17 protein-coding genes are annotated in these 14669 nt (G+C 55.2%); 4 read left to right on the forward strand and 13 right to left on the reverse strand.

What is annotated here, in order from left to right; genetic code table 11:
- Positions 1-65: 65 nt before the first annotated feature.
- The 10 genes from bfr to CVE23_RS20315 all read right to left on the reverse strand — a co-directional run bounded on the left by bfr (position 66) and on the right by CVE23_RS20315 (position 7259).
- Entirely contained in the window at positions 66-539 is a 474-nt protein-coding gene (gene bfr, locus CVE23_RS20270; RefSeq protein ID WP_038920398.1) for a bacterioferritin, read from the reverse strand.
- Positions 540-613: 74 nt separating this feature from the next.
- Positions 614-808 carry a bacterioferritin-associated ferredoxin gene (gene bfd, locus CVE23_RS20275; RefSeq protein WP_013319705.1) on the reverse strand — a complete coding sequence of 65 codons (195 nt, stop codon included), beginning with the start codon at positions 806-808 and terminating at the stop codon, positions 614-616.
- Positions 809-936: 128 nt separating this feature from the next.
- The gene (gene tuf, locus CVE23_RS20280) at positions 937-2121 is read right to left on the reverse strand and encodes an elongation factor Tu (RefSeq protein ID WP_012882957.1); all 1185 of its coding nucleotides are present in this window, start codon (positions 2119-2121) and stop codon (positions 937-939) included.
- A gap of 71 nt (positions 2122-2192) precedes the next feature.
- A complete protein-coding gene (fusA, locus tag CVE23_RS20285; RefSeq protein ID WP_038920399.1) occupies positions 2193-4307 on the reverse strand; it encodes an elongation factor G in 2115 nt (704 codons plus the stop codon).
- Between the two features lie 92 nt (positions 4308-4399).
- Positions 4400-4870 (reverse strand): 30S ribosomal protein S7, encoded by a 471-nt coding sequence (rpsG, locus tag CVE23_RS20290; RefSeq protein ID WP_013319707.1) that lies wholly within the window; start codon positions 4868-4870, stop codon positions 4400-4402.
- Positions 4871-4966: 96 nt separating this feature from the next.
- The gene (gene rpsL, locus CVE23_RS20295; RefSeq protein ID WP_012768095.1) at positions 4967-5341 is read right to left on the reverse strand and encodes a 30S ribosomal protein S12; all 375 of its coding nucleotides are present in this window, start codon (positions 5339-5341) and stop codon (positions 4967-4969) included.
- A 132-nt stretch (positions 5342-5473) separates the two neighbouring features.
- On the reverse strand, positions 5474-5761 hold the full coding sequence (gene tusB, locus CVE23_RS20300; protein WP_038920400.1) for a sulfurtransferase complex subunit TusB: 288 nt from the start codon (positions 5759-5761) through the stop codon (positions 5474-5476).
- Between the two features lie 11 nt (positions 5762-5772).
- The gene (gene tusC / locus CVE23_RS20305) at positions 5773-6132 is read right to left on the reverse strand and encodes a sulfurtransferase complex subunit TusC (RefSeq protein WP_049854209.1); all 360 of its coding nucleotides are present in this window, start codon (positions 6130-6132) and stop codon (positions 5773-5775) included.
- Between the two features lie 15 nt (positions 6133-6147).
- A complete protein-coding gene (gene tusD / locus CVE23_RS20310; protein WP_038920402.1) occupies positions 6148-6537 on the reverse strand; it encodes a sulfurtransferase complex subunit TusD in 390 nt (129 codons plus the stop codon).
- Positions 6537-7259 (reverse strand): helix-turn-helix transcriptional regulator, encoded by a 723-nt coding sequence (locus CVE23_RS20315; protein ID WP_013319711.1) that lies wholly within the window; start codon positions 7257-7259, stop codon positions 6537-6539. Before CVE23_RS20315 ends, tusD begins: the two co-directional genes overlap by 1 nt.
- A gap of 183 nt (positions 7260-7442) precedes the next feature.
- Between CVE23_RS20315 and eptA the strand changes: the two genes are divergently transcribed.
- From eptA to pmrB, 3 genes are read left to right on the forward strand one after another with little or no spacing between them, the layout of a single operon-like run.
- Positions 7443-9086 (forward strand): phosphoethanolamine transferase EptA, encoded by a 1644-nt coding sequence (gene eptA / locus CVE23_RS20320; RefSeq protein WP_038920403.1) that lies wholly within the window; start codon positions 7443-7445, stop codon positions 9084-9086.
- Positions 9083-9751, forward strand: coding sequence for a two-component system response regulator PmrA (pmrA, locus tag CVE23_RS20325; protein ID WP_038920404.1), 669 nt, complete (start codon positions 9083-9085; stop codon positions 9749-9751). The genes eptA and pmrA overlap by 4 nt, the downstream gene beginning before the upstream one ends.
- Positions 9748-10875, forward strand: a complete 1128-nt coding sequence (pmrB, locus tag CVE23_RS20330; protein WP_038920405.1) for a two-component system sensor histidine kinase PmrB — start codon at positions 9748-9750, stop codon at positions 10873-10875. Before pmrA ends, pmrB begins: the two co-directional genes overlap by 4 nt.
- Positions 10876-11019: 144 nt before the next feature.
- Here pmrB and fkpA read toward each other — a convergent pair whose 3' ends face one another.
- Positions 11020-11880, reverse strand: coding sequence for an FKBP-type peptidyl-prolyl cis-trans isomerase (gene fkpA, locus CVE23_RS20335; protein ID WP_038665034.1), 861 nt, complete (start codon positions 11878-11880; stop codon positions 11020-11022).
- Between the two features lie 213 nt (positions 11881-12093).
- On the opposite strand from fkpA, the gene CVE23_RS20340 reads away from it, so the two are divergent.
- Positions 12094-12312: a protein SlyX gene (locus CVE23_RS20340; protein ID WP_038665031.1), complete on the forward strand. Its 219-nt coding sequence runs from the start codon at positions 12094-12096 to the stop codon at positions 12310-12312.
- Between the two features lie 69 nt (positions 12313-12381).
- Here CVE23_RS20340 and qhpR read toward each other — a convergent pair whose 3' ends face one another.
- Together qhpR and CVE23_RS20350 are read right to left on the reverse strand one after the other, a co-directional pair.
- On the reverse strand, positions 12382-13425 hold the full coding sequence (gene qhpR / locus CVE23_RS20345; protein WP_038665028.1) for an AraC-like transcriptional regulator QhpR: 1044 nt from the start codon (positions 13423-13425) through the stop codon (positions 12382-12384).
- A 152-nt stretch (positions 13426-13577) separates the two neighbouring features.
- Entirely contained in the window at positions 13578-14594 is a 1017-nt protein-coding gene (locus CVE23_RS20350) for a phosphotransferase enzyme family protein (RefSeq protein ID WP_100850508.1), read from the reverse strand.
- Between the last annotated feature and the right edge of the window lie 75 nt (positions 14595-14669).

Genomic DNA, 14669 nt, shown 5'->3' on the forward strand with positions numbered 1-14669 from the left:
GTGTTTTATTCACCAGCTAACGACTGAACAACAGCCGTATCGCAGAGAATGTCGGGTGGAAAAAATCACTCTTCTTTCAATTGCGTTTGCAGGTAGTTTTGGATACCCAGACGCGCAATCAGTTCCAGTTCGGTTTCCAGCCAGTCGATGTGCTCTTCTTCATCAGCGAGCACCTCAATCATCAGATCGCGACTGACATAATCCCTCACCGAGTCGGCATAGGAGATCGCCTCGCGTAAATCCCTCGCACCTTCAAGTTCCAGCGCCAGGTCTGAACGCAGCATCTCTTCGATGTCTTCGCCGATATTGAGTTTGCCAAGATCCTGCAGATTAGGGACACCTTCCAGAAAAAGGATACGCTCGATATAACGATCCGCGTGTTTCATTTCGTCAATCGACTCATGATACTCATGATCGTTAAGACGTTTGAGTCCCCAGTTTTTGAACATGCGGGCATGAAGGAAATACTGGTTGATTGCAACCAGCTCGTTACCCAACAGTTTGTTCAGATGTGTAATGACATTTTTATCGCCTTTCATGACTCAGCTCCTCCGCTCCAGTACTAAAAAGTGTAGAAGCGACCAACACAGAGTCAAAAGAATGCCCTTATCACTTATGCGACTTTATACAATTCCGCATTTTTTGCTGTTTCTTCTTCCAGGATCAACCTGGCCTGACGGATGCATTTACCACACTCCGTCCCAACCGGCACAAACTGCTTCAATTGCTTCAACGACTGGGGCTGATGCTGACGAACGACCTGTCGAATGACTTTGTCGGAAACGGCATTGCACAGACAGACATACATATGCGGATAACTCATTTTTTAACCAATTACACGCATTGTAAATAAGAATGGTTTGTATTTCAATTCTTCTCTGGAGAATAAAAAAAGGGTACCGAAGTACCCTTTTTCTTCATTTTAGCTATCGGCAATTAAGCGATAACTTTGGCAACCACGCCGGCGCCTACAGTACGGCCGCCTTCACGGATAGCGAAACGCAGACCGTCGTCCATCGCGATCGGCGCGATCAGGTTTACGACCATCTTGATGTTGTCGCCCGGCATTACCATTTCTACGCCTTCCGGCAGTTCGATGGTGCCAGTCACGTCAGTTGTACGGAAGTAGAACTGCGGACGGTAGCCTTTGAAGAACGGCGTGTGACGGCCACCTTCGTCTTTGCTCAGGATATACACTTCAGATTCGAACTGAGTGTGCGGCTTGATTGAACCCGGCTTGGCCAGAACCTGACCACGCTCAACTTCATCACGCTTGGTACCACGCAGCAGAACACCCACGTTCTCGCCCGCACGGCCTTCGTCCAGCAGTTTGCGGAACATTTCAACACCAGTACAGGTGGTTTTCGTGGTGTCTTTGATACCCACGATTTCAACTTCTTCACCCACTTTGATGATGCCGCGCTCTACACGACCGGTTACTACGGTACCACGGCCGGAGATGGAGAATACGTCTTCGATCGGCAGCAGGAACGGCTTGTCAATCGCACGCTCCGGTTCCGGAATGTAGCTGTCCAGCGCTTCGGCCAGTTCGATGATTTTCGCTTCCCACTCGGCATCGCCTTCCAGCGCTTTCAGCGCGGAACCGCGGATAACCGGCGTGTCGTCGCCCGGGAAGTCGTACTGAGACAGCAGCTCGCGCACTTCCATCTCAACCAGTTCCAGCAGCTCTTCGTCATCAACCATGTCGCATTTGTTCAGGAACACGATGATGTACGGAACGCCTACCTGACGACCCAGCAGGATGTGCTCACGAGTCTGCGGCATCGGGCCGTCAGTCGCAGCAACTACCAGGATCGCGCCGTCCATCTGGGCAGCACCGGTGATCATGTTTTTCACGTAGTCGGCGTGTCCCGGGCAGTCAACGTGCGCGTAGTGACGAGTCGGGGTATCGTATTCAACGTGAGAGGTGTTGATGGTGATACCACGCGCTTTTTCTTCCGGCGCGTTGTCGATCTGGTCGAATGCACGAGCCTGGCCACCGTAGGTTTTTGCCAGAACGGTAGTGATGGCTGCGGTCAGAGTAGTTTTACCATGGTCAACGTGGCCGATAGTACCGACGTTGACGTGCGGTTTTGTACGTTCAAATTTTTCTTTAGACACGGCTATATTCCTTACTCAAATGCTCTCCCCTAACGGAGAGAGCACGGGATCAATGTGTTGTTAAACCCGAATTACTTACCACGGGCTTCAATAACGGCCTGGGCAACGTTGTTCGGCGCATCATCGTACTTCAGGAACTCCATGGAGTAAGAAGCACGACCTTTGGTCAGAGAACGCAGCTGGGTTGCGTATCCGAACATTTCAGACAGCGGAACTTCAGCGTGAATCACAACGCCAGTAACGTTGGATTCTTGACCACGCAGCATACCACGACGACGGCTCAGGTCACCGATGACGTCACCAGTGTTCTCTTCCGGCGTTTCTACTTCAACCTTCATGATCGGCTCAAGCAGAACAGGTTTCGCTTTACTGAACGCCGCTTTAAAGGCGATAGAAGCGGCCAGTTTAAACGCCAGCTCGGAGGAGTCAACGTCATGGTAAGAACCGAAGTGCAGACGCACGCCGAGATCAACTACCGGGAAGCCAGCCAGCGGACCGGCTTTCAGCTGTTCCTGGATGCCTTTATCAACGGCCGGGATGTATTCGCCAGGAATCACACCACCTTTGATATCGTTGACGAACTCGTAGCCTTTCGGATTCGAGCCCGGCTCCAGCGGGTACATGTCGATAACAACATGACCGTACTGACCACGACCACCAGACTGCTTGGCGTGTTTACCTTCAACATCGGTAACTTTAGCGCGAATCGCTTCGCGGTAAGCAACCTGCGGTTTACCAACATTCGCTTCCACGTTGAATTCACGCTTCATACGGTCAACGATGATGTCGAGGTGCAGTTCACCCATACCAGCGATGATGGTCTGGTTGGATTCTTCGTCAGTCCATACGCGGAAAGACGGGTCTTCCTTCGCCAGACGGCCCAGAGCCAGACCCATTTTTTCCTGGTCGGCTTTGGTTTTCGGTTCTACCGCGATGGAGATAACCGGTTCCGGGAATTCCATACGCTCCAGAATGATCGGGTTTTCCGGGTCACACAGGGTGTCACCGGTGATCACGTCTTTCAGACCGATCGCAGCTGCGATGTCGCCTGCGCGAACTTCTTTGATCTCTTCACGTTTGTTGGCGTGCATCTGAACGATACGACCAAAACGCTCACGCTCAGATTTTACTGAGTTCAGCACGGTGTCGCCGGAGTTAACCACGCCGGAGTACACACGGAAGAACGTCAGGTTACCCACAAACGGATCGGTTGCGATTTTGAACGCCAGTGCAGAGAACGGCTCATCATCGCTAGCGTGACGCTCAGCCGGCGTATCTTTACCGTCGTCCAGAATACCGTTGATTGCCGGTACGTCGGTCGGTGCCGGCAGGTAATCGACAACGGCATCCAGCATTGCCTGCACGCCCTTGTTCTTGAACGCGGAACCACAGGTAACCAGAATGATTTCGTTGCTCAGTACGCGCTGACGCAGTGCTTTCTTGATTTCTTCCTCGGTCAGCTCTTCGCCGCCCAGGTATTTTTCCATCAGATCTTCAGAAGCTTCTGCTGCAGACTCGATCAGGTTCTGATGCCATTCGTCGGCCAGATCCTGCATGTCGGCCGGAATATCTTCGTAAACGAAGGTCACGCCCTGATCAGAATCATTCCAGTTGATGGCTTTCATTTTCACCAGGTCAACAACACCGGTGAAGTTTTCTTCTGCGCCAATCGCCAGCTGCAGCGGAACCGGGTTCGCACCCAGACGCACTTTAATCTGGTCAACAACTTTCAGGAAGTTCGCGCCCATACGGTCCATTTTGTTAACGAACGCGATACGCGGAACTTTATATTTGTTTGCCTGGCGCCATACGGTTTCAGACTGCGGCTGAACACCACCTACCGCACAGTAAACCATGACTGCGCCATCCAGAACACGCATGGAACGTTCTACTTCGATGGTGAAGTCAACGTGCCCCGGGGTGTCGATGATGTTGATACGGTGCGGTTCATACTGCTTAGCCATACCGGACCAGAAGGCAGTGGTCGCAGCGGAGGTAATAGTGATACCACGCTCCTGTTCCTGCTCCATCCAGTCCATAGTGGCGGCGCCATCATGAACTTCACCGATTTTGTGGTTCACACCGGTGTAGAACAGAATACGTTCAGTAGTAGTGGTCTTACCGGCGTCGATGTGTGCGCTGATACCGATGTTACGATAGCGCGCAATGGGTGTTGTACGAGCCATTTGTTTCCTCTATTCCTAGGGCGTTCAAAGTAGTAAACCCGGGCGGGTCAGCCTTTGAAGCGCCCGCCGGGTTATTAACGTCTACGCAGGGATTACCAGCGGTAGTGAGCGAACGCCTTGTTGGCTTCAGCCATACGGTGAACGTCTTCACGTTTCTTCACAGCAGTACCTTTGTTGTCTGCTGCATCAGAAAGTTCGTTCGCCAGGCGCAAAGCCATGGATTTATCACCGCGTTTACGAGCAGCTTCAACGATCCAACGCATAGCCAGAGCATTGCGACGAACCGGACGAACTTCAACTGGAACCTGATAAGTAGAACCACCAACACGGCGCGACTTAACTTCGACAGTCGGGCGCACGTTGTCCAGTGCTGCTTCAAAGGCTTCCAGATGGTCTTTACCAGAACGCTGAGCCAGGGTCTCCAGCGCGGTATAGACGATTGCTTCTGCGGTAGATTTTTTACCATCTACCATCAGGATATTGACAAATTTAGCCAGCAGTTCTGATCCGAACTTCGGATCCGGCAGAATTTTACGCTGACCAATGACGCGACGACGTGGCATGGAAATACTCCGTTGTTAATTCAGGATTGTCCAAAACTCTACGAGTTTAGTTTGACATTAAAGTTAAAACGTTTGGCCTTACTTAACGGAGAACCATTAAGCCTTGGGCTTCTTCACGCCGTATTTGGAACGGGATTGCTTACGGTCTTTAACACCAGAGCAGTCCAGCGCGCCGCGTACGGTGTGGTAACGCACACCTGGCAGGTCTTTAACACGACCGCCACGGATCAGGATCACGGAGTGTTCCTGCAGGTTATGACCTTCACCGCCGATATAGGAGGTAACTTCAAAACCGTTAGTTAAACGAACACGGCATACTTTACGCAGTGCGGAGTTCGGTTTTTTCGGGGTGGTGGTATATACACGAGTACATACGCCACGTTTCTGCGGGCAGGCTTCCAGCGCCGGAACGTTGCTTTTAGCAACCTTCAGGGAGCGCGGTTTGCGTACCAGCTGGTTAATTGTTGCCATTCAAAAAGCTCCTGGTTTTTGCTTCGTAAACACGTAATAAATCACCCCATACCAACACAGAGGCAAAGTATGAGGACGCAGAATTTTAGGGCTGGCCGGGTAAGGAGTCAAGAAATATACAAAAAGGCGAAATTACCAGGCCAGTTGCCGGGAATGCAGGGCAGTTAATTGCACAAATTCAGTATAGTCAATCAACACAATTGTGGTGGAAATTTGCGCAATCAGGCCCCGAGCCTCAACATCCTCTTTCAGGGCATGCACTGTCGCGCCGGAGGATAACAGACGCTCGCCGCCGGGCGTGCCGGCCAGCGCGGCAATCACGCCGTCCTGCAGCAGCAGAATGGCATCGCCGTCGCCGACGTTGCGCAGCAGCGCATCCAGGTCGGTATGGTAAGGTGAATGAGCCAGAGTATGCAGCATGGGGTCACCGGTCAAAAGGTCAGGACGGTATCGTAAGTGTTCAGCGTGGCGCGTAGCGCATCGGCCGCCAGCGGCTCCACATCCAGCACCCAGCGGGTTTCCGCCGGGATCCCACGCTGACGCGCTGACGCCTCGCAGACATAGCAGCGTTCAACGTCATACAACGGCAGCACCCCGAAGGTGGCGATATAGTTGCGCATCAGGATCAGATCCGGCCGCTGGTTTGGGAGAAGCTGGAACACGCCGTCAGCGATAAAGAAAACCCCGATATCCTCGGTCAGCGCCGACATCGCCAGCAAGGCGTCCAGCCCTTCCCGACCGGCAGACGAACCATGAGGCGCCTGGGTAAATACGAAAGCAACTCGCTTCATCTTATTCCCCTGCGGCTAAAACTGAACGACGCGATCGCAGCGCAGTACCGACTGCGACAGTTCGCCTAATCCGCTCAGGGTAAACCCCGGCTGGAGATTCGCCCCCGCCAACTGTAACTGTTCCGCCTGCTGCGCGTCAGTCACGCCGCGACGCAGCGCCGCCGCCACGCATACATTGAGTTCCACCTGATGGGTCTGCGCCAGTTGCCGCCAGGCCCGCACCAGATCAAACTCGTCGCTGGCCGGCGCGGTAAGCTGGTTGGCGTTCAATACCCCTTCACGGTAGAAGAAAACGCTCTGCAGCCGATATCCTTGCGTCAGCAAAGCCTGCGCGAACTGAAACGCGCTGCTGGCTTGCTGCGTGCCATAGGCGGGCCCGGTCACCAGCAGGCAGTAACTCAGCATTAACGATCGTGCCCGCTGAAGTCGCCGCTCTTGAACTGACGGATATAGAGGTAGACGGTGTGCTTGGAAATATTCAGCCGGTCGGCCACCTGATTGATGGCGTCCTTGATATCAAAGATGCCTTTCTCATAGAGATTGAGCACAATCTGGCGGTTCTTGGCATTGTTGGAGACGTTGCGATCGGCGTTCACCTCTTCGATGGTGAATTCCAGCGTCTGCGCCACCAGCTCATCCACCGAAGACGCAAAGTTGACGGAGGATGCCACTTCCTTGATTTCAGGCGGCATGAAGGTTTGCATGATCTGCGAGAAGGGGACGTCGAGATTCATATTGATGCACAAAAGCCCGATCACGCGCTGTTCGCGGTTGCGGATAGCGATGGTTACCGACTTCATCAATACACCGCTTTTGGCGCGGGTGAAATACGCTCTGGAAACGCTGCTGTCTTCGCCTGCCATATCGTGCAGCATGCGCAACGCCAGATCGGTAATGGGTGAGCCGATTTTCCGTCCGGTGTGCTCGCCATTGGCGATACGGACCGCCGAGCATTTCAGGTCGTCCAGCGAGTGCAGCACGATTTCGCAATGATCGCCGATCAGCATCGCCAGACCGTCGACCACTGCTTCATACGATTTCAGGATTTCATAATCCGTCTGCGTGAACGGACGCTGGTCCAGCAAATCAAGGTCATTGGATTCGCCAGTAACAAGCGAAGTAGACATGGCAGGCACCACCCTCAACGTCATTTATCATCGTATTGACAGGATTATCAGTCTATCAAATAACCCTTGCGTCGTCCTTTGTATTTCATGGCCGGACCAGCGTCACCTCTCTTAAGGTTGATTTAATTTATGCGGTTTAGAGTGCGACACATCATATTTCCCCCGCATGGATGGCTATCCGCAATGTTTAAAATGTCTCGCCTCTCCCGCCCGGTCTGGAGCAGCTTTACCTATAATCTGGTGTTCGCTGCCTTCATTACCCTGATACAAAATATCGCCTACTACCGCCAGGTTTCGCATCTGGTCGCTATCAACACCTGGCGGGATGGATTATTCCTGGCCACCATGCCCGTCGTCATTTTCGCGGTACTGAATATTTTGTTCACCCTGTTGGCGATTTCCTGGCTGCGTCAGGGCGTGGTCGCCCTGCTGTTGGTGGGCGGCGCGGCGGTACAATATTTCATGATCAACTACGGCATCATCATCGACCGCACCATGATGCAAAACGTGTTTGAAACCAACATGGCGGAATCGATGGCGCTGGTGACGCCGCAGTACCTGCTCTGGTTGACGCTGCTGGGCCTTGTTCCCGCGCTGGGCGCGCTGTGGGTTAAAATCAAACCGACGCCGATAAGCTGGATAGCGATTGGCTCCCGCTGCTTCAGCATCCTGATGTCGATTGTCGCCATTCTGCTGGTCGCCACCTTTTTCTATAAAGATTACGCCTCGCTGATGCGAAATAATAAGGAGCTGGTGAAATCGCTGACCCCCAGCAATATTATTTTCGCCAACATTTCCTATTACCGTCATCACGCGCAAGCCAATTTACCGCTGGTGCAAATTGGGCTGGATGCGCATAAAAAGCCGCTGCCGAATGATGATGCCAAAAAGAATCTGGTGATTCTGGTGGTGGGGGAAACCTCCCGTGCCGAGAACTTTTCGCTCGGCGGCTACAGCAAACCCACCAACCCGCGGCTGGCCAACGACAATGTGATCTATTTCAGTCAGACGGCGTCCTGCGGCACCTCCACCGGGGTTTCCGTTCCCTGCATGTTCTCCAACATGCCGCGCGCCGGCTACGATGAACAACTGGCCGCCCATCAGGAAGGATTGCTGGATGTGCTGCAGCACGCCGGCGTCAACGTGCGCTGGCAGGAGAACGACGGCGGCTGCAAAGGCGCCTGCGATCGCGTGCCGAGCACGGATATCACCGCGCTGAATCTGCCCGGCCAGTGCATTGATGGGGAATGCCATGACGAGGCATTGTTCAGCGGCGTCGAAGATTACATCAATCAGCTGAACAACGACGGCATCATTGTGCTGCATACGATGGGCAGCCACGGGCCGGCCTATTATCAGCGCTATCCCGACGCCTTTCGAAAATTCACCCCAACCTGCGATACCAATCAGATCCAGACATGCTCGCGAGAATCATTAATCAATACTTACGATAATACGATTCTCTACGTAGACTATATTGTTGATAAGGCAATTAATGTCTTGAAAGGGCATCAGGATAAATTTAACACCGCTTTGGTTTATCTTTCCGACCACGGCGAGTCACTGGGCGAAGACGGGATTTACCTGCACAGCATGCCGTACGCGGTCGCGCCCACACAACAAACTCATATCCCGATGCTGATGTGGCTTTCCGGCGGCTATCAGCAACAGTTTTCCATCGACGACAGTTGCATGCGCAAGCAGGCCGGTCAGCAACGTTTTTCCCAGGACAATCTGTTCCATACCGTTCTGGGCATGTTTAACATTGCGACAGCGGAATATCAGGCGCCGCTTGATATTCTTCAACCGTGTCGGGGCACTTCATGAAACTTTTGATTGTTGAAGATGATACGTTGTTACAGGAAGGATTATTGCAGGCGATGCGCAACGAAGGGTATGTCTGCGATTGCGCTTCCACCGCCAAAGAAGCGGATGCCCTGATCACCAGCGCCCACTACAGCCTGGTGGTGCTGGATCTGGGGTTGCCGGATGAAGATGGCCTCACCCTGCTAAACCGCTGGCGGCGGAACCACTACCAGCAACCGGTGTTAATCCTGACCGCCCGCGACACGGTGGACGATCGCGTTACCGGGCTGGACGTCGGCGCAGACGATTACATGATAAAACCCTTTGCGCTGAGCGAATTTCAGGCGCGGGTCCGCGCACTGATCCGCCGCCATCAGGGATCCAGCGACAGCTGGATCCGGGTAGACAACATCACGCTCGATCTCAACAATCAACAGGTCATGCTGGACGATAAACCCATCGTCCTGACCCCCAAAGAGTTCGCCATTCTGTCCCGGCTGATCCTCAAGGCCGGTTCACAGGTACACCGCGAAGTGCTGCATCAGGACCTTTACAGCTGGGACGACGACCCCTCCTCCAATTCGCTGGAAGTGCATATCCACAACCTACGGCAGAAGATCGGCAAAAATCGGATTAAGACCCTGCGCGGTTTCGGCTATCTGCTGACCAAGGGTGATCAGACATGAGGCTCATCCCCCGTTCTCTTCCGGATCGCACCACCAGCATCAGGAAGCAGCTGATCCTGACGCTTGGTTGTATCTTGCTGATTTGTCAGCTTATCAGCGTGTTTTGGTTATGGTACGAGAGTAAGGAGCAAATTCAGCTGCTGGTTAATCAGGCGCTGACCGCGCAATCGCGCGAAGACGATATCCAGTTCGAGATTTATGAAGCGATAGCCGCTCTCAGTCTGCCGGGCCTGGTCATGGTTACCGCCACCTTATTAATATGCGCACAGGCCATCAGTCGTCTTACACGCCCACTTACCGAACTGCAGCAGGAGTTGCAAAATCGGAGCGCTGAAAATCTGGAACCGCTCCAGCAACAAAGCAATCTCACCGAAGTCGCAGCCGTAATCGCCAGCATGAACCAGCTGTTTACGCGCTTTAGCGAATCGCTGCGCCGCGACCGGCTCTTCGCCTCGAACGTCGCGCATGAGTTGCGCACCCCGCTGGCCGGCATCCGGCTAAGCCTGGAATTGCACGAGCAAGTGCACCACATCGACTGCCAGCCATTAATCAAACGCGTCGACCATCTGACTAAAACCATCGAACAGTTGCTGTTGCTGGCTCGGGTCGGGAACGAACTCGCCGCCGGCCACTACGAGTCGGTGTCCCTGGTTGACGATGTGATTACGCCAAAACAGGAAGAGCTGGAGGAAATGGCGACCCTACGTCACCAGCAGCTCGACTGGCGGTCGGACACGCAAACCGGAACCGTACCGGGCAATGCGACGCTACTGCAGTTACTGCTGCGCAATCTGGTGGAAAACGCTTACCGATACAGCCCGGAAAACAGCACCATTACCGTCAGGATCACCGACTATTCCAACGGCGGCTGTGAACTGGTCGTCGCGGACGAGGGGCCGGGAATCAACGAGTCCCAGGTGGGAGAACTGACCAAGGCGTTTGTACGTATGGATACCCGCTACGGCGGTATCGGGCTCGGGCTGAGCATCGTGACCCGCATCGTGCAGTTGCACCACGGCGAGTTCTTTCTGGAGAACCGGCGTGACCGCACCGGGACGCAGGCCCGCGTCGTTTTCAAGCGCCACAGCAATGGCATCATCTGCTACGAGGACGGCGCCGGCTGACCGGTTCGCTCCTGTTCACCCGCAACATGCAGTTGCCGGGCATACGCAGTACCGCCGCCCGTTAGGGCAAAAAAATACCGCCGGCTCTGATGAGCAGGCGGTATCACCATCGTGCCGACGCCGCCACCGGCGGCGGTCAGTCGATTACTGAGCGGCTTTCTTAGCCTTGTCGTCAGCCGGTTTTTCCGCTTTCGGCGCAGCGCCTTTAGCGTCGGCATCCGATTTGATGTCCAGCAGTTCGACTTCGAACACCAGCGTGGAGTTAGCCGGGATCCCCGGAACGCCCGCTTCGCCGTAAGCCAGCGCCGGCGGGATGACCAGCTTGATCTTACCGCCTTTCTTCACATGCTTGAGGCCTTCGGTCCAGCCCGGGATTACGCCGTCCAGGCGGAAAGACAGCGGTTCGCCGCGCTTGTAGGAGTTGTCGAACTCGGAACCGTCAACCAGCGTACCTTTGTAGTTCACCACTACGGTATCGCTGTCTTTCGGCGCCGCGCCGGTCCCTTCCTTCTCTACCTGATAGAGCAGGCCGGACTCAGTTTTCTTCACGCCTTTTTCTTTGACGAAGGCATCACGGAATTTGGTGCCTTTATCCGCGTTGTCTTTGGCATCCTGCTGCATTTTGGCCTGAGCGGCTTCTTTCACACGGCCTTCAAACGATTGCAGGGTTTTCTCGATCTCTTCGTCAGACAGCTTGCTCTTGTCGGCAAACGCGTCCTGAACACCCTGAATCAGCTGTTGCTTGTCCAGTTTGATGCCCAGCTTTTCCTGCTCTTTCAGGGAGTTGTCCATGTAGCGACCCAGCGACGCACCCAGTGCGTATGCTGCGGCTTCTTCATCGCTCTTGAATTTGCCCGCCGCCGCTTTCGCTGCGTCCGCTGCCGCTGGGGCAGAGGTTGCCGCCGCGGCATCAGTGGTCTTGGCCGCGTCCGCCGCCATAACACCCGTACTCAGCGCCAGTCCCATGGCTGCCGTCAGCAGTGTGACTTTAAACAGTGATTTCATCCATCTCTCCAACATTCGGAGCACCATGCCCCGGCAACATTAACATTTCGCCAGCTACTATAACGTTGCGCGCAAAGACAATACAACGACGCGCCGCACCGGATAGCGAAAAATTCTGAATGCCAGGATTTACGCCCGACGGCGTATGGTTTTGCTACCAGAACTTTCCGCTTTCTGACACACTCTGCGCACACTGCACGGGAGGAAATAAAGATGTCACTGTCAGCACTGGAACAACGGCTCGAATTACTGGAAAGTCGTCTGGCTTTTCAGGAGGTCACCATTGAAGAATTGAACCAGACCGTCGTGCAGCACGAACTGGAAATGGTCAGGCTGCGCGAACAACTGCGGCTAATGACCGAAAAACTGCGGGCGACATCGCCATCAATGATTGCGTCGCAGTCGGAAGAGACGCCGCCGCCGCACTATTAACCCAGTCGTCGTATGACCTAACCCTGTCATCGCTTAACCCGGTCATCGTGACCCGCCGATCGCGACAGACTATGCCTTGCGCCACTGCCGCGGGCTGATGCCGAACCAGCGACGGAACGCGCGGGAGAAAGCGCTGACCTCAGAGTAACCCAGCAGGAACGCCATCTCGGAAATCGACAGCTGACGCTGCTGCAGATAATGGGTCGCCATCTCGCAACGCACCTTCTCCACCAGTTGGGTGAAAGTAATGCCTTCGTCTTTCAGCCGCCGCTGCAACGACCAGCTCGATAGACCGATGTTTTCCGCCACCTCTTCCAGCGACGGCTCGCCTTGCGGCAACACCTGACGCAGTCGGGCGCGCGCCATATCCACCACGCTCTGCTGGGGAACGTCGCTGTTCAGCCGGCGCAGGGAATCCTGCACCACCAGCAGCAACAGCGGATCATGATCCGGCATGGCTCGCATCAGGTCGCGTTTGGGGATCAGCAGAGAATTGAACGGTTGATCGAAGTAAACCGGCGCGTCGAACGCCTTGCAGTGCTCATGCCACTGTTCAGGGCGAGGATGCTCAAAATGCACTTCCCGCGGCGCCCAGTTTTTGCCGGCCGCATGACGAATCAGGTTCAACATCATCCCCAGCGTCAGTTCCGCATCCTGACGGCAGTGCAGGATGGCGCCGTGACGCACCTGATAGTCGAAACGCCAGCAGTCGCCCTTGTCCACCAGACGGATCAGCGTATCGTGCTGATGAAAGGGAAAGGCATTGACTACGTTATGCAATGCCTGCTCCAGAGTGGCACTGCATAACCCAACATAGCCTATCAACCCCAGCGCCTGCGGCTTGAACTGCCGGCCGTAATGCAGCCCGAAATTATCGCAATCCGAATAGCGGGCGGCCTCCTCCAGCACCCGGCAGTAATTCACCAGCCCGACACTGAGCGTCGGGCAAGCCAGCAGTTCGGGGTTGATGCCGCTGATGCCCAGAATGCGGTCCGCATCACCGCCTTTTTCACCGATAAAATCGGTCAGGCCCGATGCGGCGGCGGCCAGAACGCCCCGGTGCCCGATGGGCAGCCCGGCGACCGGCGGCAGCCGAAAAGACGTGGTTTCCATGATTCCTGCCTCACACACAACCAACGAAATATCATAGACCTGCAATTTCCATACCATTCACAAGTCACTGATTTAACTGGCGTCGTAAGACAGAGCGGCACCACGGCGATCCCACGGTGCGCTGTTGTGGTGCAGTTGCCGCGACGATCGGCTCAGGCGCCGACCGGCAGCGCTTCCTTGTTCAGATAGCGACGACACAACCGCACGGTGTGATCGCTCCAGTCCGCTCCCAGGCCGATCGCCTGTTCGGTTTGGCTATGAGAACCCGCCCAGGCCATCAACTGGATACGGCGCTGGATCAACAACGACGGGATCACCGCCCGATCCGCCTCGCTAAGCGGACAGACGCGCTGATAGCCGCTGAGCCAGCCTTCCACCCACGCGGGCGCGCTGGGGTGGTGCTCCACGAAACTGATCGCCGCCGCCAAATCGTGCAGATACCAACTGAAGCCGCAATCGTCAAAATCGATCACCCGGGTTTCGCCGTTCAGCAACAGCAGGTTGGTCAGGCGCAAATCCGCGTGAATCAGGCCATAACGCTGGCTGTCTTTGCCGTAGTGCGTTAGCGCGTCGCGCACCTGCGCCAGCGTTTCCTCGATGATGCCGTGGTCTTCCGCTTTCAGGTTGGGCGCGTCCTGCCAGCGTCCCCAGTGACCGTGCGCCCCCACCATGGTGTCATGGTCCCAGACCAGACGACGAAAGCCGATCGGACGCGCCCAGCGGCGACTGTGCTGATGCAAACGGGCGGTGATCACGCCCAGTTGTTCAAAGGCGGCGGCATCGACTGCCGTGGTTGGCATCTCGCCTTCAATCCAGTGAAACAGCACCACATTGCGCACCGTGCCATCCGCCGTCGTCACCGTTTGCACCGTTTCGCCATCCAGCCCGGTCAGCGCCTGCGGCACCGTAATCCCTTCTTCCCGCAACGCATCCAGCCAGGACAGTTCGCCGGCAATATCCTCGCGCTGATGATAGCCAGGCCGATGAATGCGCATCGCGTAACGTTTACCGCCCGCGACCAGCCGATAGGTGGCGTTTTCCGAACGACACAGCAGGGCGAGCTGCCCCTGCAATGCAGGTGGGTAACGTGTCATGGCCAGCGCGGCCAGTTGGTCCAGGGTGGTGTTATCAAGGGTATCGTACTGCTCTGCCATGTACTGCTCTGCCATGTCCTGTTCTGCCATACGTGTTATCTCATCCAAAGAGGGCCAGACCGGGTGTTATCCGGGTGATCGGCTCTCAGG

Origin of the sequence: Dickeya fangzhongdai (assembly GCF_002812485.1) — a bacterium.
GTDB classification, from domain to species: Bacteria; Pseudomonadota; Gammaproteobacteria; order Enterobacterales; family Enterobacteriaceae; genus Dickeya; species Dickeya fangzhongdai.